Source organism: Nocardia sp. NPDC059154 (assembly GCF_042755705.1).
Lineage (GTDB): Bacteria > Actinomycetota > Actinomycetes > Mycobacteriales > Mycobacteriaceae > Nocardia.
In genome coordinates, this window is record NZ_JBHZCS010000077.1 from 1 (window position 1) to 24,693 (window position 24,693).

Here is a 24,693-nt window from a genome sequence, read left to right on the forward strand (position 1 = left end):
CCAGCCGCACCGCGCCGACCCGGCAGCAGACCCTGCGATGGTGTGTCGACTGGAGCTACGAATTGTGCACCCCGGCCGAGCAGCGGTTGTGGGCCAGGCTGTCGATATTCGCCGGAGGCTTCGAACTCGACGCCGCCGAACAGGTGTGCGGCGTCGACCTTGCTCCCGAGGATCCGGTCGATGTGCTGTCCTCGCTGGTGGACAAGTCGATCCTGATCCGAGACGAGTCACACCGCATCGTGCGGTTCCGGATGTTGGAGACCGTTCGCGATTACGGCAGGCAGAAGCTGCGGGAGTCCGGCGAGGATCAGCAACTACGTCGCCGGCACCGTGACTGGTACCAGCAGTTGGCGCTGGGGGCGGAGGCCGGATGGGTCAGCGACCGGCAGCCCTACTGGACCGCCAGGCTCGAACGCGAACAACCCAACCTGCGCGAGGCGCTCGAATACAGCCTGGCCGAAGACACCGAGCAGGCAGCCGAAGCCGGACTACAGACCGCCGCAGCACTGTTCATGTTCTGGACCTTCCGAGGTCTGTACAGCGAAGGTCGCCGCTGGATCGACCTGCTCCTCGACCACCCTGCCCACCAATCCGTACCCGACCGTGTCAGAGCGCTTCATGCCGGCTGCATCGTGGCAGTGATGCAGGGCGACTCATCGGCGGCTGCCGCCCTTCTCGAGGAGGGACACGCGCTCGCCGAACAGGATCCCACCCCGATGACCCAGGCACTGATCGCCTACGCCGACGCCGGCGTGGCGATCTATCGCGGTGAACTTGCTCTGGCGGCCTCCTCTTTGGAACGCGCTGTCGGGATCCTCGACTCGAATCGGCAAGGATTCCTTTACGCTGCTGCCCTGTCCGCGCTCGGTTCGGTGTACGCGCTGGCCGGGAATACGGAACAGGCGATCGAGTGCCACCGGAAGATACTTTCCGTCACCGAAGCGTGCGGCGAATCGCTCTTCCGCTCGACCGCCTTGTGGGGCCTGGGCGTTGCCGCCTGGCAGCAAGGCGAACCATCGCGGGCAGCCGAATTGCTCGAAGATGCATTGCGAGTCAACCGGCGAATGCACAGTCCGCTCATCGCCGCGCTGAGCCTCGAGACGCTGTCCTGGGTTGCAGGCGCCAACGATGACGCCGAGCGTGCAGCCGTACTGATGGGAGCCGTGGAAGAACTACAGCGGTCCATGGGTAACCCTTCGCCAATCTTGCCGATGGTGGACGATCACGACGAGTGCGTCCGGACAACGCGATCCGCTCTCGGCGCCCGCGGATTCGATGCGGCATTCCGCAAAGGCCGAGCGATGGGGATGGACGATGCCGTGGCTTATGCACTCGGCGAGAAACCTGCCGACACCGTGCCCGCATCGGGCCCGGCCGTGGCTCTTACCAAGCGCGAGAGTCAGGTCGCGGATCTCATCGCGCAAGGTTTCAGCAACAAGCAGATCGCGGCCAAACTGGTGATCTCCCAACGCACCGCCCAGGGCCACGTCGAGCACATCCTCACCAAACTCGGATTCACCTCCCGCGCGCAAATCGCGGCCTGGATCGCAGAAGACGCCGAACGACAGGCTCATTGATCGTGCCGGCCGGCCATGGGATCCGGTACCGGGGGATCCTCGAGGCCGCCTTTCGTCTCATCGATTCGTTCGATCGCCGCAACCACACCGCCCGGGCGCCGATGCGCGCGGCGCCGATCGCTGCAGGGGCCTCGGGCGCGTCAGCAGTCAGGGTTGTGAAGAGTCGAGACACCGCCGGGTCCCAGGCCATGATGCCGAAACCACTGGCTCACAACGTAATACCGCTAGATCGGCGCGTAGCCAAGGCCGACAGCGATCGCCACGGCCAGATCTGCCACGGTTTGGCCCGGGTCGTGGATCGATCCAGGTTTGCGCCACGGAATCAACACGTCCGACAGCAACCGGATCATCAACCCGACCTGTTCCGCGGTGCGCAGCAGCGTCACCGCCCGGCCTTCGAGATCACACCCGAACTCTCCCCGTCGACTTTCAGCGACGGGTACCACGACGCAGATCTTGCCCACCAGAACGGTGCTCCTGCAAATGCGTATTCGGTCCAAGGAAGGTGGAATTCTCCCAGCTTGGAGCATCTTTCGCTTGTTCGAAGCTTGCACTACCGGAAATTCGGTGAATGGCCGAGGAATCGGGTGAGCGCCATCAGGACCGTTTGTCGGCGAGGGTTCCGGGGAGGACGTTCGGTTCTGCGATGTGCCCGCGAAAGATCGCCCTCCACAACGATTTCCAAGGACAATCGGCGTGCGGCCTGTAGCGCTCAGGGGTACCGCCCACTATCTGCCGAGGCTGCGTCCGCACCTGGCCGTGGTGACTGGAGGAAATGGTGCCCGAAGTTGCGCATGTTCGCCCATTGGCCTTCAATGACGGCGGGTTGGGGACGGTGAGTTGCGGGGTGCAGGTAGACCGAGTTGGTATGTGGCGGCTCGGTAGCCGCGTGAATCGGAAATAGACGCGTCGGCGATGCGGGGCGTGTGTCACCGGGGTGTATGCGTCTGCCGTCCTGCTCGTAATCCAGCCAAGATGCTCGAGCTGACGTAGTCGAGGTCCGACCGTCGCGGTACTCAAGCCGGTGCTCTGGGCGAGCTCATAGCCGTAGAACTCCCGGGTCGGTCGGATCATCATCTGGCGCAACAGAGCTCGGGTGGCGGCATTCATCCTGATTCTGGCAACCGGAATTCCTGGTAGTGGCTGCGGCGTGCGGGCCGGTCGGGGCGCGGTGAACGAATGGACCGCTGCGGCGATCTGCGCGGGGCTTGCCACGCCTGGGTCCGGGTGCGGGTCATGGTCGAGCGCGGCAGCGAGCTCTGCGCGGACCGTCCTGTCGGACAAGTCATCCAGCAGTGCCCGGCCGTAAGGGGTTGGCTGTTGGGGTCGGCGACCGGCTGATCGGACGAACAGCGTCTGGCCCAGATCGCGTTCGAGACGTTGCAGCTGGGTTTGCAGACCGGACTTGTTGATTCCAAGGTAGTTCGCTGCCAAGCAGATGGTCGGAAAGGCCATCGTGACCTGGAAACGGTGAAGTCGCTGCCATCCGTGCAGTGTTCCTTCCACTGCGGCACGGACGCCAGGCGGGAGGTGTTCGTAGGTGGCGATCATCTCCGGGAAGCTGCGGGTTCCGGCCGACCGCACGCTGATGTTGTGGCGGTGGAGAGCCCCGACGAGGGTTGCTTGTTCGATCCCGAGCTCGGTTGCCAGAGCATTGGTGGAGCGCTTGTGAATCAGGTATTGCTCACGCAACCACTTCTCGTCGATCGGGAAACATGGACTGGCACTGCGAATCTCGATCCCGGCTTCGCGGGCGACGCGGCTGAGAATATGTCGGGGAATACCGGTCTCGGTGGCCAGCTCGGCGAGGCCGCGCCGACGCTGAACGTATTCGCGCAGAAAGTAGTCGCGGGTGAGAACGCCCGCGGCATGACGCTCCGTCTTCCACCGGGCGGGCACGGAGTTGGGTGCCCAGTGTCGTTGCGGCCGGTCCAGGTGTTCCGCGGCGAGCCGGATGTGGTCGATCTGTACACCAAGTTCGCGTGCGACCTGTCCCAGTGGCTGCCGGTGACGTGGTCACCGCCGCACCACCTGGCAGACGGACTGACCTTGCCCGGGATCGACACCAATGCCCTCGATACCGAACGCATCTGGGCCCTCGTCGTCTATCGCACCGGAGCGGCCGACGACGTGCTCAGACGGCTAGCGCAACTGCGGGATGCTGTGCAGCACGACGACGATGTGGACGACCGCTATTAGTTGCGGCCGTTGCCGAGTTCACGAATCAGGACGTCCAGTTGCGGAGCGTTCGGCCAGCTCGGTTGGAGCACTCCAACTTTCGACCACCCCCAGTTGATGTAGGCCTGGTAGGCCCGCGTGTTGTCCGGCTCGACGAGCAATGTCGCGCGTTCTTCCGGGCGGGTCCGGAGTATCTCGTCGTGGAGGGCCCGCGCGATACCTCGGCCGGTGAACGGCTTGCACACCATGATTTCCGATAGCGCGAAGGTGCGCATGCCGTTCTCGGCTACGAAGGCTGCGCGGTCGCCGGTATCGAGCCGTAGATTGGTCCACCAACGGCTTTGAGCGGTCAAGGGCCATCCCCAGGTTTGTCCGACGGGCTCGCCGTCGATGCGGCCGACGACGAGCTCGAATCGGCCGGCCTGCGGATCTGTATAGGCGTCGAATCTGTGCATGAACGAGTCGGGTGCTTCGAAGGGGTCGCCCGCCTCGATCGCGTCGGCGTAGGCGCTGCGGTAGATCGCCTCGACGACGTGGCGGATGTCGCGGGCCCCGGCCGCGGAGTATCGAGCGAAGCTCAGCCCCTGAATCAGGTTGGTACTCATACCTTTACTGTGCTCGCTACCGCATCGAATCGTCGACAGAACTCCTCGGCCGCTGGCAGTTGGTCGGCTGCGGAGCGGACGGGCTCGAGGAACTTGATCGTCCGGGGTGATCTGAGGTCGTTTTCCAGCTCGTCGAGCACGAGGGTTCCCTCTGTGACCGCTGCCGCGATGTCGCCGCCACCGGCGAGTGTCGCGGCCTTGCCTGCCCGGTAGAACGCGGCGTTGCGGCCCGCGCCGCGCTCCATATCGCTGAAGATCTCGACCGCGGCGGTTGTTTCGCCGAGCCGCGCGTACCCGCGTGCCTCGTGGAACCTGACCTCGCTGCGTGAGACGAATTGGAGCCAGACCGGGCATTGTTCGATCGGTTCGTAGTCGGCGGCTTGTTCCATCTCGCGCCATGCCGTCGATATGGCGCGGACGAATTTCTCGCGGTCGCCGATCTGAGCGTATGCCTGAGCCTCCCGGGTAGCGACGAGGGCATGAATGCGAGCAGGCGGGCGGCCTCGCAGCAGGTTTCGCGCCAGGCCGGTTAGACGAAGAGCGTGCTGCGGGCTGCCCTCGCCGGTTTTGGCGAGTGCGAGAGTCTCGAGTGACAGCGCCATGCATGCGTGCACGGTGACATCGTCGTCTCTGACCTGATTTGCGACGGTGAACGCCTCGTTGACCGATCGTTTTGCCTGGTTGACGAGGGTCGAGTCGAATGCGAGCCAACTTGCCGTTGCCGCCAGATGGCCGACCGCCGAGGCATAGGTGGCTTCGGCCTTGGAGTTCCCGAAGCTCGCGACGTCGAGCGCCCGCAGGGCTCGGTCGGTTTGGTGAAGAACCGTCCGCACGAGCGAGGCTCCACCGACGCGGCGCGCCTCGTCCTCGACGAGATTGACGTACGCCGAGACACGGTGTGCGTCGCCGACATCGATATGCAGGGTTCCAGCCACCAGCGCCCCGGCGATTGCTTTTCCGAACTCTCGACGTTTCACGTCGTCGACCACTTCCTTGCTGTGGAGTTCGACGGCGAGTTCCGCGACGGTCGGTCCGAAGTACGAACGGGCTAAGGCACTTTGGAACCGTTCCCGTTGCGTGGGGTCGAGCCGCCCGAACAGGCTTTCAAGGTCCTCGACAGTCTTGCGTCTGCCGAGTTTGCGGCCCGCAGGAAGGTACTCCCATTTCTGGACCGCCTGGACTGAGTAGCCCAGCGTTTCGGCGAACTCCTCCTGAGTTTTCAGGAGTGCGTCGCGCAAGGCTCTGACCTCAGCGCTCGTCCAATCGCCAACGATCATCTATGCCCCTCTGCCTGCCCGCAATGCCCGTAGGCGAAGCGTACGACCGCCGTAGGAGTTCCGTATGTGGGATCGCGGCCTTTTCTCCCCGACGCTCGAATCAGCCCGGTTGCGGGGGCCTGCGGGTCCCGGCAGTTAGCGCGAACCGCTCGCGCCGGGCCTCCTCGAAGTGCAAGACCGGAAGGGCACTCGACATGACCGTAATCGCCGCCGTTGCGCGTGGCGCGCTAGTGCTATTCGCGATGCCAGTCGTGCGCGGCCGAATCACCACAACTCGGCGCGGAGGGCATCTCACTGTGGACGACGTCTGGGCCCGCCTCGCCGCAGAGTGGGGCCGAACCTGCAGGCCTGCGAGGTCGCGGTGACCGATCTACCGGACCTCGTTGAATTGCAAGCGGATACAGACGCGAGCGTCGCCCGTCGCATCTCGTCCCACAACTGCCCGGATCAGGCGCAGCGCGCACCGCATCAGGCATGGCAGGTCCACCGCGCGTGCCAGGTCGGTACGTGCATCACGAAAACGATCGCGTTTCTCGAGCTGGCGCGCAGGGGTGTCATCGTTCCGGACTCCGGCCGTCTCGGCCGATACCTGCGTGCCCTGCGAGCCGCCCCGTGAACATGCATGCCTTCGAGTCGGCACCCGACATCGACCTCGACTCGGACAAACCGATTCTTGCCCTTGGATGGGTGTGGGCGAGGTACAGCGACAACCTCGTCGCTGATATCAATCGGGTCCGGATGTACATAGCCGGGAACCGTTGGCAGGTTCCGCCGGTCAGCTATATCCGGCCGATGTCGGATGTCGTACAGGTTGGAAAGTGGGTCCGCCGCCCACGCGCCATGGATGAGTTGATGCTCGCCTGCGGGTACTCCGAGGCTCAGATCCTCGTCGTGCCGAACCGCACTCACATTCCCGATCTCGCCGTCGCAACCGGATTGATCAACATCGCCAGCATCAACGATGGCGAAATCCTTTGGCGGCGTGTGCGTTCCGAGCTCATGCGCCAGCAAGCCGACGCGAACCATACCGACTCGCCAGAGGAAAGCCCAGGACCGGGATGAGAGGGCAGCCGACGAGCCGATCGCCGCCGCATGCAGAACGGGCGCACATCCGCCGTTGCACCGGCCGTGCGCCCGTCTCCGAGAACCAGACACATCATCGATTCCCTCGTCCAGTGTGAAGGAGAACCACCACCATGGCCACTAATTCCGAGAACGCCATCGACCTCGCCAATCTGGCATGGCGCAAGAGCATCCACTCGAATCCGTCGGGCAACTGCCTCGAAATCGCCGAACTGCCCGACGGCGGGATCGCGCTGCGCAACGGCCGGTATCCGGCCGCGTTCATCACCGCTACCCGCGGTGAGCGCGACGCATTCCTGGCAGGCGCGAAGGACGGCGAATTCGACGCCGTGTAGTCGCTGGCAAGGGTCACCCGCTGTGCCCGGTCGCGAGCACCTGCGACCGGGCACAGCTTTGTTCAAACCGGCTGGGGCACTGACGAATTGTGCTGTTTGCGGACGTGTGTATGGACCGTTAACGCGTCCCGCAGTAGCGTCCCGGCCATCACGCGAGAGGACTAGATGAAGCCTTTGCCCTGCTCGTCGCCGTAATCGCTGGCCCGCTTCTGGCTGGGTGCGGATCGGCCAGTCAGTCGGGACAATCTGGGTGGCCTGGTTGCCCTTTGCGGGGGTGTCAGTGGTGATGGGGCTCAGGGGTGCAAGGTGATGGAGGTGCACCCATACAGGGCTGCAACCCGTCTCAGGGTGTAAGTACTGGTGGCCTCACCGTAGGGGCAGGCCACCGCCAGAATCCACTGTTGGGCTTGGTGAACCCGAAAGCTCACGGATCGCCATTCATCAGCTCAAAAACGACGATCGCTTGAGGCGCTCCGCCATATTGTGGCGAGTGCGGGTCTGGAAGGCGCCGGCTCTGTGTGAAGTCCGCCGCATGCTTGTCGAGTTCTGCGTGCGGCGGACGGTTGCGGCCTGAGTATCGCCAGAGGTTACACGTAGTCCAATTGTGGATTTGCTACCTGCCGAGTGTGCGTCTGCTCCTATGTCGAGCCCTCGCCATTTGTGACGACCGGTACATTATGGTTCGGGATTGCCGAAACTTATCGCACAGGCGACGCGGGCGGGCTGGCTTGGGGTTGTCTGAATGCTTGGCAAACGCGGATGTCGCGGTTGTCGCCCAGTTCTGCGATGTCGACACTTATTGAGTACGGTTGGCCCGTCGACGGGTCGCGAAGGTGGGCGAGGTCGGACGGCTGCCGCGCGTAGGCGACGTGGATACCGCTGCTCCAGATCCGGCGGAAGTCTCGATAGCGTTTCAGTTGTTCCAGGAGCTCCTTCGCTCGTGGGCTGGTTCTGTAGAGGCCCAGGGCGCCGCGGGTCATCGCTGTGTGGAACAGCGCCTCCTGTTCCCATGTCAGCGTCACGCTCCTTGCTGGGCTGGAGTCCTTTTGCGCGTGGTAGAGCCACAGTCCGACATTGTGGTTTGCGGCGTCGAGTCCTGGCAGTGCGTGGTAAAAGGCTTCATTGGCGGACAGGATGTTCCATAGCGGATCGATATATACGCACAGCATTCCTATCTTGTCCATGTGTGCGAGGGCTTCGCGGCGGCTCGGGGTGTCTATTCGTTCGCGTAGCTCGTCGATCGAGGGGAGGGGGACTGCCGGCTCCCACAGGTGACGGGTGTGACGCCCTTGCATCGGGTTCATGTCGTAGGCGATGATCAGTCGTTCGACCACTTCTCGGGTGGGTACGTAGCCGCGGTCGATTTTGTTGATGTAGTCGACGCTGATGTTTGCGCGGTCGGCGGCTTGCTGGCGAGTCAGGTTGCGATCGTCTCGGACCCGCCGAAGCCATGCGCCGAGGCTTGGCATCTCGATGTCGGCGGACTCGCCGTCGTGGATGGCCGGTTGTAGTCGTCGGATTCTTCTACCAGGAGACGGAGCCATGTCCTCTCCCCCCTCTTCTGCGGTCATTTTCAGGTCGCATGGCTAACTGCGATGAATGGTGTAACTCCCCCTGTGAGTTGAGCCGTTCCTACCAGGGGCGAGCTACCTCGGCAACGCTATTTGTTCATGCGGATTGCGGGGCGGTTGCGAGTGTGGCAGCAGCGGACTCTGGCGTCGAACCGAGTCCGGGCATTCTGGAGTGATTCTCAAGTAATTCTATTACCGAATTGCGGGGTTTTGCCTGCGTGCTGAGGTGCGGCCATTGGTAAAGACGTTATTTAGTAAATTCTTTACCAGTCGCAAGTATGGCGTCGGCGTGGATCCCGGGGTTTTGATGATGAGGCAAGTGCAACCGCTACGAGAGGCAAATTCGTGGATCCGATGGATATCCTGTCCTACCTGAACTTTGGTTCGGCGATCGCATCTAATGCTCTCAGCATTGTGACCCAGCTCATCTCGCTGGTGGGGCAGTTCCTGTAAGTCCCGATCCTTTACGCGGGTGCGCCGGGCCGCGTTCTCGCAGCCTGGCGCACCCGCGCCATCGAGTACGGAACGCTCGTTGAATCCGAGCTGACTGCCTTTCTTGCTATGAAGGGTCTCTTTGACATGCAAATTTCCAGACGCAATTCAGCCGGTCCTGCACGGTCGACCCGACGTGCACACGGTGTGGGAAGTTCGAGCGCAGCGATGTCGTCGACGCCGATCATCGTTCGCTGCGGACGTCTTGTTATCGCGGGAGTCGTGCCGTTGTCGCTCGTGTTGTCGGCACCGGGCATGGCCGTGGCCGCGGGGCTCAGCGATATAGCGAATCAACCCGGCGTCACCAGCCCCGCGCAGCCAGGTACCACGACCCCCGCCGCACCGTCTCCACCGCCGGTCGAGCAGCAGCCGCAGCCCGATCAGCAGTACTCCGAGCAACCCCCGGAAATCCGCAACGGTAGGTCGCCGCGGCCGCAGCCGGCGGCTGATCCCGCACCTCCCGTGCAACTTCAAGATCTTCATGCGCCCGAGCCCGTTGCTCCCGTCGCGCCGATCGCGCCGCCGGACAACACGATTCGCATCGGCGAGTGGCAGACACCCTCGCCTGATTGGCTCCCGACGCCGGTCCGCGACTGGATCAACGACACGTCCGCCAGTGCCGAAGCCCAGGTAGCGACTGCGCTGGACTCGATCGGTTTCCCGGCAGGGCGCTCGGACCGTGTCAGCGGTGCCACCCTGGCGGGCGCGGGCGTCGGGGGCGCTGCCGGGGCGGTGATCGCAGGCGGCCCGGTTGCCGCGATCGGCGCGGTCGTGGGCGGACTCGTCGGCGGCACGGTCGGTGGTATCGCCGGAGCCGCGGTGGGAACCCTTGTGCCCGTGCCGGTTCTGGGAACGGTGACCTCCGGAGTCTTCGGCACAGCGCTGGGTGCCGCGGCCGGCGGGGCGGTCGGAGCCGCGATCGCGGGAATTCCGGTCGCGATCGTCGGTGCGATCGCGGGAGGGACGGTCGGTGCGGGCTTCGGGGCTGGAGTCGGGGTGGGCCAGGAGTGAGCACACGGATTTCACGGATCTCCGGTGGCACGGCCATCGCGCTGCTGTGTGGTGCCTCGCTGGTCAGCGGGTCGGAACCAGCGGCCGCTCAGCAGATTCCGATCGGTCCGGCCTGTCCCGCGCTCTACGCACTCGGTGTTCAAGGGACCGGTCAGTCCTCACCCTGGGCGAGTCCGACAGCGGATACCGGGGTGATCGGTGCGCTGCTGGGGCCCGTGGTCTCCGCGGTACCGGGCTTGGTCCAGCGCAGCTACGTCGCCTACGAGGCCGGATTCGGCGGGGTGGTACCGGGCGGCGGTGCGGACCCGTACGCGGCGTCGGTCGCGTCGGCCCTGAGCGAACTCGACGACGCGGCTACCCAGGTGATGGTGGCCTGCCCGGCCACGATGCTCGCGGTCGTCGGCTATTCCCAAGGTGCACAAGCGGTCGCCGAGTTCGCGCAGGCCGTCGGTGCCGGCAAAGGTCCGATACCGGCAGAACGAATCGCGGGAATCGCGCTGTACTCCAATCCGATTCGATCCTCGGGCGAACCCGTGTTCCCCGGCCGCCCCGGGCAGGCCACACCTGATCCTGCCCCAGGAAGTACCGGAGCAGCGGTATCGGCAGTGCAGCTCACCAATTCCGCGTCCGCTGGTGCCGGAATCGCTGACGACGGCACGACCTACGGTGCGCTGACCGGACGGGTGGCCGATATCTGTGTGGAGGGGGATCTGGCGTGTTCGGCACCGGGCAACGCCGCGGTGCTGCGGGCGGGGGCCGATCTCGCGGCGCAGGCCGACCTACGTGACCCGATCTCGGCAGTCGGATCGATCCAATCCCTGCTTTCCGCCGCCTTGGGGAATGCGTGGACCTCGTTCGTGCTCAACGACTTCCGTCTCGATTCCGGCAATGTCGACTACACACCGGCACGCACGCTGGCACAACGGCTGACCGACGCCACCGATCCTCGGATACCCGGACCGTCGACCGAGGACACCACTGCGGCAACCTCGCGGTGGAACGAGATCACCGCCACCGTCGGCCAGAACCCGCTCGTCCTGGTGCCGAGACTCGTCTCGCAATTGTCCGGGGCGTGGGGCCAGTTCGCCGCTGACAACAGCGACCTGGTGAATCCTGCGGTCTGGCTCCGATTCGCGGACACGGTTGCTCGCCACAACGGCTACGCCACCACCGGACAGCTGAACTCCGGGATCGCGTGGCTCATCGCCCTCGCGCACGACCTCGCGGGCAGCTGACCATGACCGACTTCTACGCACTGCTTCCCGCAGAGCACGGCGACCGCCCAGGCCAACTGCTGCGCACACAGGCCATCACCGTCCCGCAACTGGATCACCGGACGAGAGGCTGGCGCATCATGTACGTCTCCAGCGACTCGCGGGGAGAGCCGATCCCCGTCACAGGAACGGTGCTCTCCGCGACGTCGACGGCGCAGCCGCAACCGGCGCCGATTGTCGTGTATTGCCCCAGCTTCCACGGACTCGGTGGCCAGTGCGCTCCCTCCCAGCATCTGCTCACCGGCGACGAACCGCTCGAACAGATCCGCGAAGCCCTCGATCGAGACTGGACAGTGGCTGTGCCGGACGGCGAGAACCTCGGCATCACCGGCCTGGGCCCGCACACCTTCCTCGCCGCCCGCGCGGCCGCGCACGTCGCGCTGGACCTGGCCCGAGCCGCCCAAGCGATTCCGGAATTCGCACCTTCGCACACCTCGCGCGCACCAATCGTGCTGTGGGGCTATGGCGACGGCGGCCGTGCCGCAGTATGGGCCGCTGAGCTCGCGCCTGAATACGCTCCGGAGCTCGACCTGTGCGGAGTCGCGGCCGGCGCGGTCGTGACTGATCCTGGCGCGCTGGTTCGCACACAACACCGCGGACCGTGGGCAGCGCTGGCGCTGGCTGGACTGATCGGACTCTCACGCGCGTACCACCATCTGCCATTGCGTCATGTCCTTACCGAGGATGGCCGCAGGGTGGCACGAAACGCTGAGCAGCTCAGCGCGGCAACGCTTCTCGCGCAGTATCGACAGCCGCTGCAACATTGGTGCGAACGCCCGGACCCGTGGAACGACGCCATATGGCGCTTCGTCCTGACTCGCGAAAGCCGAAGCAGCGCAGCAACTCCCGCGGTCCCTGTCCATCTGTATCACGGCACCCAGGATCCGATCGTGCCGATCGAATCCAGTGGCGAACTGTTCATCGAGTATCAGCGCCGCGGCATCGAGGTCAGCTGGCGCGAATACGACGCCAACCACTTCCGCACTGCCATCGACAGCACACCAGAGGTCGCCGACACGCTCGCCAGCTTCCTCCGTTGGCTACCGACCCGCGGCGGGCCGTCGCCCAGCCCCTAACGCTCGAGCGTGACGTTCGCGTTGTCGCCACACGCCCTCAGAGATCAGGAATGCGAGGTGAATCCTTTGTTGCACAGTTCAAATACTCAGCCCACACCCTTCGGCCGCACGGCCGCACCTCTGGTGACCCTTGTGGTGACGATCGTGTACTTATCGACCGGTTTGCTCGCCCGCTCGGAAGCGGATGTCCCCGTCGACGGCGCATGCCCCGCGTTGTACGTCTTCGGGGTTCAAGGAACAGACGAAGGCCCCTCCGACGCTGCACCGACCACCGACACCGGAGCTCTCGGACAGTTCTTCTCCGCACTGATCGCTGCGGCCGGAGCCACCGTGCAGCGCGCCTACGTGCGCTACGGCTACGCCGACGACGGCACCGAGACGCCGTATCAGCAAGCCGTGACCGATGCTGCGGACCTGCTCGGAAGGTATGCCGCCGAGATTGCCCAACGCTGCCCGGCCACTCGCATCGCCGCCGCCGGTTACGGACAGGGTGCCGCCGCCGTCTCTGCATTCGCCCATACTGTCGGCACGGGTGCCGGTCCCGTAGAGCCGGACGTCGTGGCGGGCATCGTCCTGTTCGCCAACCCCGCTCGCGCCGACAAGGCTGTGCTGCCCGGCCGTCCGGGGCAAACCACCCCGACCGCCGCGCCCGGCACCGCAGGCACCGCGGTCGCACAGATCACGCTGACCGATACCGGGACCAGCGGATCCGGAATCGCCAGCAACAGTGCTGTCGACTACGGCTCACTCGCCGGACGGGTCGCTGACTTCTGCACCCCGGGCGACCTGTCCTGTGACTCCTCTACCGATACACCGCTGACCAAGACTGTGAAAAACATTGCCGCACAGTCCGATACCAAGGATCCCATCACAGCCATCTCCACGATCGCGCAAGCATTGGCGGCCACGGTGTGGAAGACCACCGTGGGGGTGGTCACCGAAGACCTCTCCGGCACGAGCTTGGATCAGCTGTCCTACCAGCCGACCAAAACGCTCGGGCAGCGATTGGCCGAAGCATCAGATCCCAGCACACCGATCCCCGGCATCGGTGACGCCCTCTCGGTGCTGTTCCGGCTGGGCACGATCGGACTCAACACCGTGGTCTCAGTCGCACAGAAAGTATTCACCACAAGCACGATCAGCGAACTCGCCACAGTAGGCATGGCCGATCCGGTCGCGGCCCTGGCCGCACTCGGGGCGAAAGTCGTTGGCGCGGTGGCGGAATTGATTCCTCCGGCGACCGCACTGGGCTGGGTGAATCAAGCATTCACCGCCATCACAACCACTGTCACCAACGACAGCGACCTCTACAACCTGGCGACATACACCCAATACAGCGACACCGCCGGACGACACGACTCCTACACCAGCGCTTCGGCCGACTCCTCTGGAACAGCCCCGCTCAGCGCTGCCGCCACATGGTTCGCCGCACTGGCCCACGACATCGCCGCGACCAACCCCGCGACGTCGCTACCGAAATCTGCGACACCGTCCACCGGCGTGACACTGAGCGCCGCAACGCCCACACAGTCCTCGTCGCCCCCGGTCGCGACCGCACCGTCAGCGACCACCAGCAGCACGCCTGCTCCCTAGACCCCTTCGGGCAGACGGTGGTCTCTGCGCCAGAGAGATAACCAGACCAGTCCCTCGCGGGCCGTCTGCCCGAAGGGCCCACCCTCACCACATCACCCAGCACAGGAGGTGAATTTCGATGCCCCACAACACCACCACCGATTCGCGCACCCACGGCAACAGCGAGTGGGGCTGGCTCGAAAGCTCAACACCCACGACATTGCCCGCCCAGCCCAGCGCCCCGACCAACCCAACCCGCGAGACCAACTCCGAATGGGGCTGGCTCCCCGACGATCTGGATGCCGCGGCAACGTACGATGAGTCGCGAGACGCCTTCGACGGGCGGCCGGTGTCGAGGACAGCACGCCTGCGATGGGTCGTTCCCATCGTGTCGATCCTGGTGTCGATCTTGGTGATCGTTTTTGCCGTCTTTGCCCTGGGCGGCGGGACAGAGTCTACCGTGTCAGCGCCGCAGACTGTGACATCGAGTGCGACGCAGACCCCAGCACTGACCGGTGCCTGCACGGGCCTGACCGCCACGACGGTCACCGCCGGCCCCGGCGACCCAGCCAGCGTCACTGGCGTGATCGCCGCCTTCGAGTACGCCTATTACCAGCAGCGTTCGGCGGACGCGGCGCTTGCATTGGTCACCCCCGAAGCCGGGCTCGCACGCGATCCGCTCACCGCTGGCATCGCGTCCATTCCCGCCGGGACCATGCACTGCGTCGCGATCACGCCGATCGCGGACGCCACGGCCAACGTGCACCTGGTCGAGCTGCACCCCGACCACACCCGAACGGACTACCTGCAGGTGATCAACCTCCGCCGCACACCGGCAGGGCTGCTGATCGACAACATCCAGAAGCAGGGATAACAGATGCGCGCCAACGTCATTCATCTCCACCATCCCGACAGCACCGAGCCGGGACGTTTCGAGCCAGATACCGTCACCGCGCCGACTCCGGACCGTCAAGCACCGGTTCGTTCGACCCCGCTGCCCACGACCGGCCCCTATCCGCCACTGTTCGCCGTGCAAGGAGCGCACGGCGGCGCCGGCACAACCACGTTGGCCCACTGGTGGGCCCCCGCAGCAGATACCGGACTAGCCTGGCCCGCCTCTCCGCAGACCACACAACGCGTCGTCGTCGCCGCACGCGACTGCCTCCCCGGACTCACCGCCGCCGCGGACCGTCTTCGCGAATGGCATGCCGGGCTTGCTCCCTCGGGTGTCATCGTCCTCGGACTGGTGCTGACCCCCGTCCGGCCTGGGCGCATCCCCGCAGCGGTTCGCCGTTATCGACGCATCGTCGCCGATCTGGTGGACGAGGCGATCTGGTCGATCCATTGGCACGAGGAGCTCCTCGTCTGTGACCTCGCCCAGCTGGCGCAATTCACACCGAACGATCCGCCGCCGCCGCGACGCGCAGACCCGAGCAGCGCGGTGCCCATCGATGTGCACCGAGCGGGGACAGCGATCACCGCACGGATCGCCGCCACTCGTCCGACAACCGACCCAGACGTGCCCGGGGACCTTCAATGACGTTGCCACTGATGTTGTCCACCGTCGAGGTACTGGCTCAGCAGGTCCACATCACCCCCGAGCAACCTCCCGGCGCCAACGGCCTGATCAAGATCGTGAACTGGTTGTCCTGGTTCGTGATGCTCGCGGGAATCGCCGCGCTCATCTACGCCGGCGGCAAATTCGCCTGGGAACGCTGGCACGGCGGTGCGGTCGAAGCTCCCAAGATCGTCCTCGGTGCCCTCGTCGGCGGGATCATCGCCACCAGCGCAGGAACGATCATGACGCAGATCACGAGCGCGCAATGACATCCCCAGCGAAAACCACGACCCGCGAACGCCTGTCGACATCGGCACCGGCCTGCGCGTGTATCGCCGATTCGGCCGAAAGATCCCTTCGTCGCGAAATTCAAGGAATCAGCACTATGACCCTGCTCGACCCCTGCGTATTGAGCGTCCACGCCACTGACGATCTCGAACTCGCTGCTACGCGGCTCGGTGCACCTGACGCTGCCAAGACCGTCGTCTACGTCCACGGCCTCTTGAGTGACGGCAGCTACTGGTCGCCGGTCGTCGAACACGTGCACAGCCGTCTCGGCGACACCATCACCCAGATCGCCTACGACCAACGCGGCCACGGCATCTCCGGTCGACCCGATCGCCGCAGCGCCACCACGCTGCGTCATCTGGTCGATGACCTCGACGCTGTACTCGCGCACGCCAGCGGCGAGGTCATCCTGGTTACCCACTCCGCCGGGTCGCTCGTCGCGGCCGCGTACGCACAACACCACCCGACCCAAGCCTCGGCCCTGTCCGCGCTGGTCATCTTCAGTGGCGGCGGCGAATTTCCCGAATTCCCCTCTCTCGCTCCGCGTTACCGCGAACTGCCCCGCCGGGTGCAGCGACTGCGGCGAACCCACCTCGACGCCGTGTCGGTCGCGATCATCGCGTTCTTCGAACGTCGCTTCCGCGCTTTGAGCCGACGTCTGGGCTCCCGGGCGCCACTGGTCTGCGGCGCACGTCGAGGCGACCCGCGGGTCCTGGCCGACGTGCTCGCCGCCTACGGCGAGTTCACCCTCCATGGCGAAGCCGCCGCTTTGCTGCGCGGGATTCCGACCTTCGTGATCGCCGGTGAACGCGATCGGGTAGTCCCACCGACCCAATCTGCTCGGCTGGCCGAACGCATCTGGGCCGATTACGAACTGGTGCCCGGCGTGGGCCACAGCCTCCCACACGCACAGCCCGGCCGGGCTGCGGACGCGATTGTGCCTGCCCTCGAAGCCGTCGAACGCAACGCAATCGACGACGCCCTCGTCCGAGCCGAACGTGCCGCCACCGCAGCAGGAGACGAACCGTGGTGCTAGCGAAATCCCTTCCGTCACAGGTCACGCAATACCTCACTCCGATGCTGGGATGGCTCGCCTGGATCGTGCTGCTGCTGTGCATCGCGCGCACGATCTTTCTCGCCGGCCTGCTCGGGATTCGCATCTACCGCGAAGAAGCCACCGAAGGACTGGCCGGATCTCTGCTGGCCGCAGTCCTGGTCGGCTCCGCCAGCGGCATCGCCGCCGCGATCTACCCAACCCACTGACGCTCATAAAGGGATAGAAATGCGTTGTTCACCCTCGACGGTCATGGGCACGCTGACCTTCAGCGCGGGTCTGCTCGGGTCGAGCATCCTGCTGACAGGGTGCAGTCACCACAGCACTGATTCCGCGCCCGGCACTGCCACGACCGCGAACGTCGATGCCCCGCCGAGCAACCTGAAAGCGACTGTATTTCAACGCATTTCATTGCCGGTCGCGGATCAGGGTCCACGAGACAGCGGCGGCGCTGTGGTCAGCGGATTCGATAGAAGTCCCGTTGGTGCCGCTCTGGCGGCGATCAACGCGACAGTTCGGATATCTGTTGCGCCGGATAGTGAATGGGCGCTGATCGGTCAGCGGATGCTCGCGTCAGGACCCGGTCGTGACGCCTGGGCGATAGCTCGATCGCAGATCTCCATCACCGACCCCATTACCGCTAACGCACCGAGAATCGCTGGATACCACGTCGCGACCTATACCGCGGGTCGCGCCGAGATCGTCATTTTCACGATCCAGTCCGATCAATCGCTCACTCGGAACACCGCAATTGTCATTTGGCAACTCGGTGACTGGAAGCTACTGCTTCCCAGCCAGCTCCAAACATCGCCTGTGCAAACGGTCACCGCGTTGCCTTCCAATCTCATTCCGCTACCACTTCCATGAGATGAGGACGCGCCGATTATGAGCCTTCGACGTCCTGGACCCGTGCTGCCTATCGGAATCACGGTCCTGATCATCACTCTCACTGTTCTCGCCGCAATTCGATACCACGGCAATTCTGATAGTGGCTCGACACCGGCCGCGAAGATCACGCCCCCAACGGAAAACACAACGACAGATTCCGGATCGTCTCGACTGCCCACCACCGACATCTTCGGCAACAGACTCGAAACCCCAGCCGATCCGGGAGGCGTCCCCCTTCCCCAGGAGCCGATACTGCGGCCGAACCCGAATCGGCCCGACTACCTCACCGCAACGCCTGCTCGACTGCAATGGCAGCGCGGATGGGGAGGCGCGGCGCTGCCGATCTCCGGCAGCGACGGACCCGCCACCATCGCGGCAGGAGTCGCTTCAGGGTTTGCAGACACCCCACAAGGCGCTGCCCTGGCCGCGTGCGACGCGATCGCACGAGCCCTGTCCGCGCCAGAAGAACTGTGGCGCAACGTTGTCCACCAGCGGTTCCTCGGCGGTGGTGCAGCCCTGACCGATCGCCTCGCCAGCAGCCGCCTCGAGACGCTCGACGCCGCGACCTATGTCGTCGTACCCGAAGGAATCCGGGTGCTCCCGGGATATCAGCCAGATTTTGCCGTAGTACAGATCGCCGTTCGCGCGACCGGTGGATGGGCCTACGCGAACTGGCCAATGGCATGGAGCGACGGTGACTGGCGAGTGCGGGTTCCCGACGACATCGAATCCCTCTGGGCATCCGCAGTTCCCGTCACCTCCCTTGCAGAGTTCGGTTCCTGGAAAGGAACTTCACTATGAGCAGCCCGATTCTCTTGGCATATCCGGCCGCTGAGGCCGGTCCTTTGCATGACTCACCGGGACAGATCCTGTGCAACCTGCCGAATGTCGTAGGAGCCGTGTGCCAGTTGAAAAATCTCGGCGAAAAGGCCGTGGGAGCGGCGGGGAGCTCGGTCCTGGACAACATCGCCAACATGTTCGGAGAGGCGTTCGGCAATGCACTCCGGATGGCGATGACTTGGTGGGTCAGCCTACCTTCGCCGCAATTGGCCTCGACAGCTGGTGACCCCGGTCCTGTGCTTGCATCGATTCAGGGCTATACCGGCGGCCTGCAAGTGCTACTGATGATCGCGGGCATTCTCTTCGGTGCTGCCCGGCTTGCCATGGCCAAACGAGGCGGCGTCGCGGGCGAGGCCCAGGAGAGCTTTCTTGTCTTTGCTCGTGCGATTTTCGCCTCGATGATGTTTTCGGCGCTGATCACGATGGGCACCAAAGCGGGTGACGCCTTCAGCAATTGGGTGATATTCGACGCAACGAGGGGTGACCTCAACAGCGCTGTCTCACGGTTGGTGGACTTCGACCTTCGACACAATGGTGGGCTGGGATCGGCACTTTTGCTGTTGCTTGGGATCTTTGGCGTGATCAGCATGCTCGCGCAGCTGGTAATGCTGGTCATGAGGCAGGCCGTGCTGATTCTGGTGGTCGCCGCCTTTCCGCTTGCGGCCTCGGCGGCCGGTACGGGTCCTGGTTCGCAGGCCTATAAACGAATGCTGTCGTGGGCGTTGGCGTTCGTGCTGTGGAAACCGGTCGGCGCGCTCGTCTACGCCATCGCGTTCACCGCGGCCGGGACCAAGAGCAGTGATCAACAAGATGCCCAGCTCGTACTGCTGGGCCTGCTTCTGCTGCTGTCGGTACCGATTGTGCTGCCCGCACTCATGCGATTGATCGCGCCAGCGGTGTCGACCCTGGGAGGTGGGGGAGGTGCGGCGGCGGCGCTCGCGGGCGGCGCGTTCGGTGTCGCGATGGGATCAATCGGCGGCGGGGGATCGAACGCACGCAAGGTCTCCGAGGGGGACAACGACACAGGCGGTGGTTCGAAACCCAGCGGCGGTGGAGGTGACAGACCTCCTCCCGGCGGCGGTGGGGGTGGCGGACGTCCGATGTCCGGCGGAACGGGCGATTCCGGCGGCTCCGGCGGCGGCTCCGGATCGGGAGGATCACCGAGCGGAAGCGGTGGATCCGGAGCCTCAAGCAGTGGCCAGGCCGCAGCCGCCGGGGAGAGCGGCGGGGCAGCGGGCGCCGGTGGCGCGGCAGCTGCGGCAGGCACCGCCGGGGCGGTAATGGCTGCCGCAGAAGGCGCGAAACAAGCTGGGCAGCAGGCTGCTTCGGCGGTTGATGACAAGTTCCGAGATGCCACTGAGGCCGGGTGGGATGTGGACGCACCGAGTCCCATGGAGGTGCGGCGATGACATCCGCACGCATGTACGGCAGATGGGAAAAGCCGCGCTCGGCAGGCTTTTTCGGGCTGACCTGGGGCGTGAGTATGGTCGGCCTCGGACTGGTGATCGTGGTGATGCTGACCTTCATGGTCAGCCACTCCCTGTCGCTAACCGGCACCGTAATCGGGTGCAGCGCAACACTGTTCGCCCCGCTGGCGGTCACTATCGGCGGGAGGACCGGCTGGGAGACCGTCGTGCTGCGGTACCAGTACGCGATGGCGCGGGCGCGCGGCGAGCTGGAATATCGCGCGGGGCGGTTCTCACGGATTCCGGGATTGGCGAAATTGCCTGGTCTGCTGGCTGACTCGAGGCTCTCGGAGTACGAAACGCCCGGCGGCAAGCGGTTCGCGCTGATCCATATCCGCCGGACCGACCACTACAGCGTGGTCCTGCGAGTGCTGCCGCGAGGCAAAGAGCTCGTCGACCAATCCCAGATCGACGCCTGGGTCGAGGACTACGGCCAGTTCCTGGCCGCACAATCGCGCGGCGGGGAAGTCGTCGCTGTCACCTCCGTGGTCGACACCGTCGTCGAGACCCGGCTCAAGCAACGCCGCGAAGTCGCCCGGCTGGTACGCAACGACGCGCCCGAGTTCGCGAAAACTGTCATGCGCGAAGCCGCCAGCGACATCGGCGGACTCGGCGTGCGCATCGAAGCCAGGATCGCGATCACCTACCGAGCAATCGGCAAGGGCCGCATCCGCGGCGACACCGCCGAACAGGCCCGCGAAATCGGACAACGCCTGCAAGGCGTGCTATCCCAACTCGCCCGCGCCGGCCTGCCCGCCACACCACTGGAAGCGTGGGAAGTCCTGGGCCTGGTGCGATCGCGCTACGACATCGCCTCCCAACGCGACATCGAAGCGGCCGGACGAGACATCCTGCGCACCCAATTCTGGGACAGCGTCGGGCCGATCGCGCACGCCGACCGCTGGGACCACTACGTCCACGACGGCGCCCGGTCGATCACCTGGGAAATGGACGCACCCCCACGCGGCGCGGTCCTGGAAACCGGTCTCGAAGAACTGCTGCGCCCACGCCTGGACGTACCCCGCAAGCGAGTCGCCGTGGTCTATCGCTTGCACTCCGCCGCCGAGGCCGTCGACCTCGTGGACTCCGACTACAAGGACGCGTTGGCCGCCGAGCAGACCGAACGCGGCATCACGTCCGCGTCGGCCTCGATCCGTGTGGACAACACGCGCGCCGCCCGGCAAGAGCAAGCCCGAGGTGCAGGCCTGACTCGCTTCGGTGCCCTAATCACCATCACCGACGCTCTCGACGGCGACCTTCCAGGAATCGAAGCGTCAGTACGAGCGATGTCGGCCGCGGCACGACTACGTGTGCGTCGCTGCTACGCCGCTCAGGCCGCAACTTTCGCCGCCAGCCTCGGTATCGGGCTCATCCTGCCCGAGCACACATCGATCTCCAAACGAGTATCGATGTGAACGGGTTCACGGAAACTGAAGCGTTTTCAGGGGGAACCCGAGTGCTCTCCGGCGGCATCCGGGTGGGTGGGTGCTCGGGTTGGTGTGGAACCTGGCGGGTTGGCGGTGTGAGGGTCGGTCAGCAGTTGCCGGGCGTTGGTGGCCCACCGGATCGCGTTGGTGCCGGAGATCCCGAACATCACCGACAGATGCAGCGGGTCCGCGCCGCAGGTGATGGCTTCCTCGAGTTCGCGGTCGATGCGCAGTCGTTCCAGGGTCGCTGCCAGGCCGCGCAGGTTCGGCAGGAACGCGGTGCTGACCGGTCCGGTGCGCAGTGCGGTTTCCTTGCTGATGAGCAGGTGCGGGTTCGCAGTGCGCGGCCAGCGGCTGCGCCGGTGGTCGAGCCACTCGCGCAGCACCGTGGCGGTGATCTCGTCGATCGGGAGGCTGCGGCCGCCCACGGTTATGCGCCGGTTGCCCAGGTCCACGTCGTCGAGCAGCAGGGCCCGGATCTGTCCGGGCCGGGCGGCGTAGACGGCGGCGAGCACGACGCACAGACGTGCTTGTGGGGTGTCGGCGGCGCGCAGCGCGGCTGTCATCTCGTCGTCGGACAGTGGTTGCCAGATCCGTCGGACTCGTGGTGTGTGCCGGATCCGGGTGCAGGGGTTCTGGAAGACCACGCCGTTGCGTTTGGCCCAGGCGAACAAGGACCGCAACCCTCCCAGCGCGAGGATCCTCGGCTCGCCGTGCAGATCGGCGAGATAGGCGAGGACTTCGTCGCGGGTGATCTCGCGCAGATGATCGTGGCTGGCCGACCATGTCTGCAGCGCGGGTCGTACCCCGTTGAAGTAGGCCATCGCGTTCGCGGGTGTGCGGCGGTGCTGGCGGGGTCCGCCGTCGTGGAGGGTGCGAACCCAGCGTTCGGCCTGGTGGGCGATCGCGGGGGCGAGGCCGTCGAGTTTGGCGTCGAGCCAGGTATCGAACGCTGTGGGTCGGTCGTCGAGGAGGATCCCCATCGCCGACAAGATGTCGATGACGTGGACGAGCGCGCTGCCTCCCTGATGGCAGATCAGCCGGTGGAACTGCGAGACCCGCACGAGGTCGCCGTCGGTGTGCGTGGTCAGCAGCATGATCAGGTTCCGATCGAGTGCCCGGCGCACTTCAGGGGCGAAGCCGTGTGTCTCGGCCGTTGTCCAGGCCAGGTGCAGGGCCCAGGCCAGCCACGGATTGTCCGGCGCGGCAGTCGATCTCAGATCGACACTGCCACGCCGGTAGGTGCGGGGCAGGTCTGTCAGCAACAGCAGTTGCGCGGAGTCGGGACTGGGGCGCGACGCGGCCGGCGGTGCTTGTTTGGGCCGGCGGCCCTTGGCCCCGCGTCGGCGTGGCGTTGTCGGCGGTGGCGCGTGGGGCTGATGGAGGTCGGCCAGAAACAGTTGGTGGTAGCGGACTTTCGCTGCATATGGAGCGAGAACGGTTCTGTCGCGGGAGTTTTCGGCGGTGGCGGCCCGGTCGAGCCGGGCCTGGCACCAGCACAGGCGGCAGTAGCCATCCCTGAGCGGGACTCGGCGGTGGCAGGCCAGGCAGTGGTCGACGCAGCGGCGGTAGTGGACAGCGAAGTTGTAGCAGGCCAGGCACACGCCCTGAGAGTAGGTCGGGCCCCATGCCAGACATTCAGAGCAGCTGGTCACCGAGCGCGCGATCGGCGGCCGGGCACCGTCTCGGGCGACCATCGCTCAGGTCGGCGGCATCGAACGCCCGTCCCGGCGGCGGGGCACCACCCTGGGGCGAGGTCGTTGTGCCGCCGCCAGCACGTCGTCGTCGCTGCCGGAGTCGGGACGCGGCACCGAATCCGGTTCCGGGATCAGCAGTTCGCCGATGTCGCAGCCCAGCACGGCGCAGACCACGTCCAGATCGGCGAGCTTGATCGAGGCGGGCCGGCCCGACCACAGGTGCGACATCTTGCCCGCGGAAATGACCAGGCCACGCTCGGCCAGCAGGCGCTGCAACTGCGAGGCCTGCCAGATACCGCGGTTCGCCGCGGCCAGACGCAGATTCCAGCGCATTCACATCAGTCCCTTCAAGCGCGTGCCGACGCGTTGTTGACCGGCGATCCAGGCGTCCTCGATCCGGCTTCGGTGCACGTGAACGTATTTCATCGTGGTGGTCACCCAGGCATGGCCATACATCTCCTGGATCGAGATCAGGTCCACGCCATCCAAGTACAGTTGCGAGGCGCAGTAATGGCGCAGCACATGCGGCGACATCCGCCCTACCCACGTCGGCAGATACGCCGCCGTCGCCTCGGCCAAACTGCGACGCAAGGCGTTGTAGCCGACGCGATTTCGCGATCGGTCCGCGTTGATGCGTTCGGTGGGCAGCAGCGGCGCGCCGGGGCGGGTGTGATCGTCGCCGAACTGTCCCCACACGTCCTCGACATACCAGCGCAGGGTGCAGTCGGCGCCGTTGAGCAACGGCACCATCCGTTGCCGCGGTCCCGACCCTCGCGCGCCTTTGCCGACGCGGACATGGAGCTTGCCGAAATATCCCAGCTCCCAACGGATGTCGTCCAAATCGAGATGGCGGGCCTCGCTGATCCGCAACCCGACATCGGCCATCAGACGCGACGCGGTGTAGTTCCGGGCGGCCGGTGCGAACTTCCTGCACGTCGTCAGCTCCTGCGCCCACCCCGCGAACAAGGTCTGAACCTCCTCGCGCAGCGGTGGGATCCGCACCCTGGTGTCCTTGTGGCCACGGGGCCGGTTCATCTCATCGATCGGGCATTCCACCACCCGGCCGGTCATCGCATGCAACTCGACCTTGTGCCGAAGCTCGAGGAACTCGAAGTACACCGACAACGCCGCACAACGCGCCAACCGCGTGCCGCTCGGCGACCCGCGCAGCACCCGCCCGAAATAGGTGTCCGCGTCCGGCGGCTCCATCTCCCACAACGGGCGACCGAACCAGGTCCGCATCTGTTCGAGATTGCTCAGGTCACCCCGGATCGTTGCATCCGCCCACCCCGCTGCCGAGCGCGCGAGCACGAACTCGGCCAGCACATCGGTCTCGAACCGCTCCAACTCCTCGGCCGAGGCCGCCGGCCGAACCGACCGCAGATCCCGGACCGCCGCGACGCCCAACTCACACACCTCGCCTT

At 65.4% G+C, this 24,693-nt stretch carries 24 protein-coding genes; 16 read left to right on the forward strand and 8 right to left on the reverse strand.

Annotated features, from left to right (window positions below; all coding sequences use genetic code 11):
• The first annotated feature begins 182 nt into the window (after positions 1-182).
• Complete coding sequence (locus ACFXN1_RS42430) at positions 183-1,577, forward strand: ATP-binding protein (protein ID WP_379463900.1); 1,395 nt, start codon at positions 183-185, stop codon at positions 1,575-1,577.
• 224 nt (positions 1,578-1,801) lie between these two features.
• Here the strand turns inward: ACFXN1_RS42430 and ACFXN1_RS42435 are convergent, their stop codons facing one another.
• Together ACFXN1_RS42435 and ACFXN1_RS42440 are read right to left on the reverse strand one after the other, a co-directional pair.
• On the reverse strand, positions 1,802-2,041 hold the full coding sequence (locus ACFXN1_RS42435; protein ID WP_379442873.1) for a hypothetical protein: 240 nt from the start codon (positions 2,039-2,041) through the stop codon (positions 1,802-1,804).
• A 133-nt stretch (positions 2,042-2,174) separates the two neighbouring features.
• A complete protein-coding gene (locus tag ACFXN1_RS42440; RefSeq protein WP_379442872.1) occupies positions 2,175-3,476 on the reverse strand; it encodes a LysR family transcriptional regulator in 1,302 nt (433 codons plus the stop codon).
• A 15-nt stretch (positions 3,477-3,491) separates the two neighbouring features.
• Between ACFXN1_RS42440 and ACFXN1_RS42445 the strand changes: the two genes are divergently transcribed.
• Entirely contained in the window at positions 3,492-3,776 is a 285-nt protein-coding gene (locus tag ACFXN1_RS42445) for a hypothetical protein (RefSeq protein ID WP_379442870.1), read from the forward strand.
• Here ACFXN1_RS42445 and ACFXN1_RS42450 read toward each other — a convergent pair.
• Both ACFXN1_RS42450 and ACFXN1_RS42455 read right to left on the reverse strand, forming a co-directional pair.
• On the reverse strand, positions 3,773-4,360 hold the full coding sequence (locus tag ACFXN1_RS42450) for a GNAT family N-acetyltransferase (RefSeq protein WP_379442869.1): 588 nt from the start codon (positions 4,358-4,360) through the stop codon (positions 3,773-3,775). The two genes, ACFXN1_RS42445 and ACFXN1_RS42450, sit on opposite strands and share 4 nt — an antisense overlap.
• Complete coding sequence (locus ACFXN1_RS42455) at positions 4,357-5,637, reverse strand: helix-turn-helix domain-containing protein (RefSeq protein ID WP_379442868.1); 1,281 nt, start codon at positions 5,635-5,637, stop codon at positions 4,357-4,359. Before ACFXN1_RS42455 ends, ACFXN1_RS42450 begins: the two co-directional genes overlap by 4 nt.
• Positions 5,638-6,249: 612 nt before the next feature.
• Here ACFXN1_RS42455 and ACFXN1_RS42460 point away from each other — a divergent pair.
• Both ACFXN1_RS42460 and ACFXN1_RS42465 read left to right on the forward strand, forming a co-directional pair.
• Entirely contained in the window at positions 6,250-6,699 is a 450-nt protein-coding gene (locus tag ACFXN1_RS42460; RefSeq protein ID WP_379442866.1) for a hypothetical protein, read from the forward strand.
• A 134-nt stretch (positions 6,700-6,833) separates the two neighbouring features.
• Positions 6,834-7,055, forward strand: a complete 222-nt coding sequence (locus ACFXN1_RS42465; RefSeq protein ID WP_379442865.1) for a DUF397 domain-containing protein — start codon at positions 6,834-6,836, stop codon at positions 7,053-7,055.
• 698 nt (positions 7,056-7,753) lie between these two features.
• On the opposite strand, the gene ACFXN1_RS42470 is transcribed toward ACFXN1_RS42465, so the two are convergent.
• Positions 7,754-8,626 (reverse strand): helix-turn-helix domain-containing protein, encoded by an 873-nt coding sequence (locus ACFXN1_RS42470; RefSeq protein WP_379442863.1) that lies wholly within the window; start codon positions 8,624-8,626, stop codon positions 7,754-7,756.
• 714 nt (positions 8,627-9,340) lie between these two features.
• Here ACFXN1_RS42470 and ACFXN1_RS42475 point away from each other — a divergent pair.
• The 12 genes from ACFXN1_RS42475 (at position 9,341) to ACFXN1_RS42530 (ending at position 21,560) form a co-directional block, all read left to right on the forward strand.
• Entirely contained in the window at positions 9,341-10,129 is a 789-nt protein-coding gene (locus ACFXN1_RS42475) for a hypothetical protein (protein WP_379442862.1), read from the forward strand.
• Positions 10,126-11,364 (forward strand): cutinase family protein, encoded by a 1,239-nt coding sequence (locus ACFXN1_RS42480; RefSeq protein WP_379442861.1) that lies wholly within the window; start codon positions 10,126-10,128, stop codon positions 11,362-11,364. The genes ACFXN1_RS42475 and ACFXN1_RS42480 overlap by 4 nt, the downstream gene beginning before the upstream one ends.
• 2 nt (positions 11,365-11,366) lie before the next feature.
• Positions 11,367-12,479, forward strand: coding sequence for a lipase family protein (locus tag ACFXN1_RS42485; protein ID WP_379442859.1), 1,113 nt, complete (start codon positions 11,367-11,369; stop codon positions 12,477-12,479).
• 144 nt (positions 12,480-12,623) lie between these two features.
• On the forward strand, positions 12,624-14,072 hold the full coding sequence (locus ACFXN1_RS42490) for a cutinase family protein (protein ID WP_379442858.1): 1,449 nt from the start codon (positions 12,624-12,626) through the stop codon (positions 14,070-14,072).
• 118 nt (positions 14,073-14,190) lie between these two features.
• Positions 14,191-14,925 carry a hypothetical protein gene (locus ACFXN1_RS42495; protein WP_379442857.1) on the forward strand — a complete coding sequence of 245 codons (735 nt, stop codon included), beginning with the start codon at positions 14,191-14,193 and terminating at the stop codon, positions 14,923-14,925.
• A gap of 3 nt (positions 14,926-14,928) precedes the next feature.
• The gene (locus ACFXN1_RS42500; RefSeq protein WP_379442855.1) at positions 14,929-15,591 is read left to right on the forward strand and encodes a hypothetical protein; all 663 of its coding nucleotides are present in this window, start codon (positions 14,929-14,931) and stop codon (positions 15,589-15,591) included.
• Positions 15,588-15,878 (forward strand): hypothetical protein, encoded by a 291-nt coding sequence (locus ACFXN1_RS42505; protein WP_379442854.1) that lies wholly within the window; start codon positions 15,588-15,590, stop codon positions 15,876-15,878. Before ACFXN1_RS42500 ends, ACFXN1_RS42505 begins: the two co-directional genes overlap by 4 nt.
• Positions 15,879-15,994: 116 nt before the next feature.
• Positions 15,995-16,933, forward strand: coding sequence for an alpha/beta fold hydrolase (locus ACFXN1_RS42510; protein ID WP_379442853.1), 939 nt, complete (start codon positions 15,995-15,997; stop codon positions 16,931-16,933).
• A complete protein-coding gene (locus ACFXN1_RS42515) occupies positions 16,924-17,160 on the forward strand; it encodes a hypothetical protein (RefSeq protein ID WP_379442851.1) in 237 nt (78 codons plus the stop codon). The genes ACFXN1_RS42510 and ACFXN1_RS42515 overlap by 10 nt, the downstream gene beginning before the upstream one ends.
• A 43-nt stretch (positions 17,161-17,203) precedes the next feature.
• On the forward strand, positions 17,204-17,818 hold the full coding sequence (locus tag ACFXN1_RS42520; RefSeq protein ID WP_379442850.1) for a hypothetical protein: 615 nt from the start codon (positions 17,204-17,206) through the stop codon (positions 17,816-17,818).
• An 818-nt stretch (positions 17,819-18,636) separates the two neighbouring features.
• Complete coding sequence (locus ACFXN1_RS42525; RefSeq protein ID WP_379442848.1) at positions 18,637-20,088, forward strand: hypothetical protein; 1,452 nt, start codon at positions 18,637-18,639, stop codon at positions 20,086-20,088.
• Positions 20,085-21,560 (forward strand): SCO6880 family protein, encoded by a 1,476-nt coding sequence (locus tag ACFXN1_RS42530; RefSeq protein WP_379442846.1) that lies wholly within the window; start codon positions 20,085-20,087, stop codon positions 21,558-21,560. The genes ACFXN1_RS42525 and ACFXN1_RS42530 overlap by 4 nt, the downstream gene beginning before the upstream one ends.
• A 26-nt stretch (positions 21,561-21,586) precedes the next feature.
• On the opposite strand, the gene xerC is transcribed toward ACFXN1_RS42530, so the two are convergent.
• From xerC to ACFXN1_RS42545, 3 genes are all read right to left on the reverse strand, one after another.
• Positions 21,587-23,176, reverse strand: coding sequence for a tyrosine recombinase XerC (xerC, locus tag ACFXN1_RS42535; RefSeq protein ID WP_379442845.1), 1,590 nt, complete (start codon positions 23,174-23,176; stop codon positions 21,587-21,589).
• Positions 23,177-23,272: 96 nt separating this feature from the next.
• Positions 23,273-23,602: a helix-turn-helix domain-containing protein gene (locus tag ACFXN1_RS42540; protein ID WP_379442843.1), complete on the reverse strand. Its 330-nt coding sequence runs from the start codon at positions 23,600-23,602 to the stop codon at positions 23,273-23,275.
• Positions 23,603-24,676: a tyrosine-type recombinase/integrase gene (locus ACFXN1_RS42545; RefSeq protein ID WP_379442842.1), complete on the reverse strand. Its 1,074-nt coding sequence runs from the start codon at positions 24,674-24,676 to the stop codon at positions 23,603-23,605.
• Between the last annotated feature and the right edge of the window lie 17 nt (positions 24,677-24,693).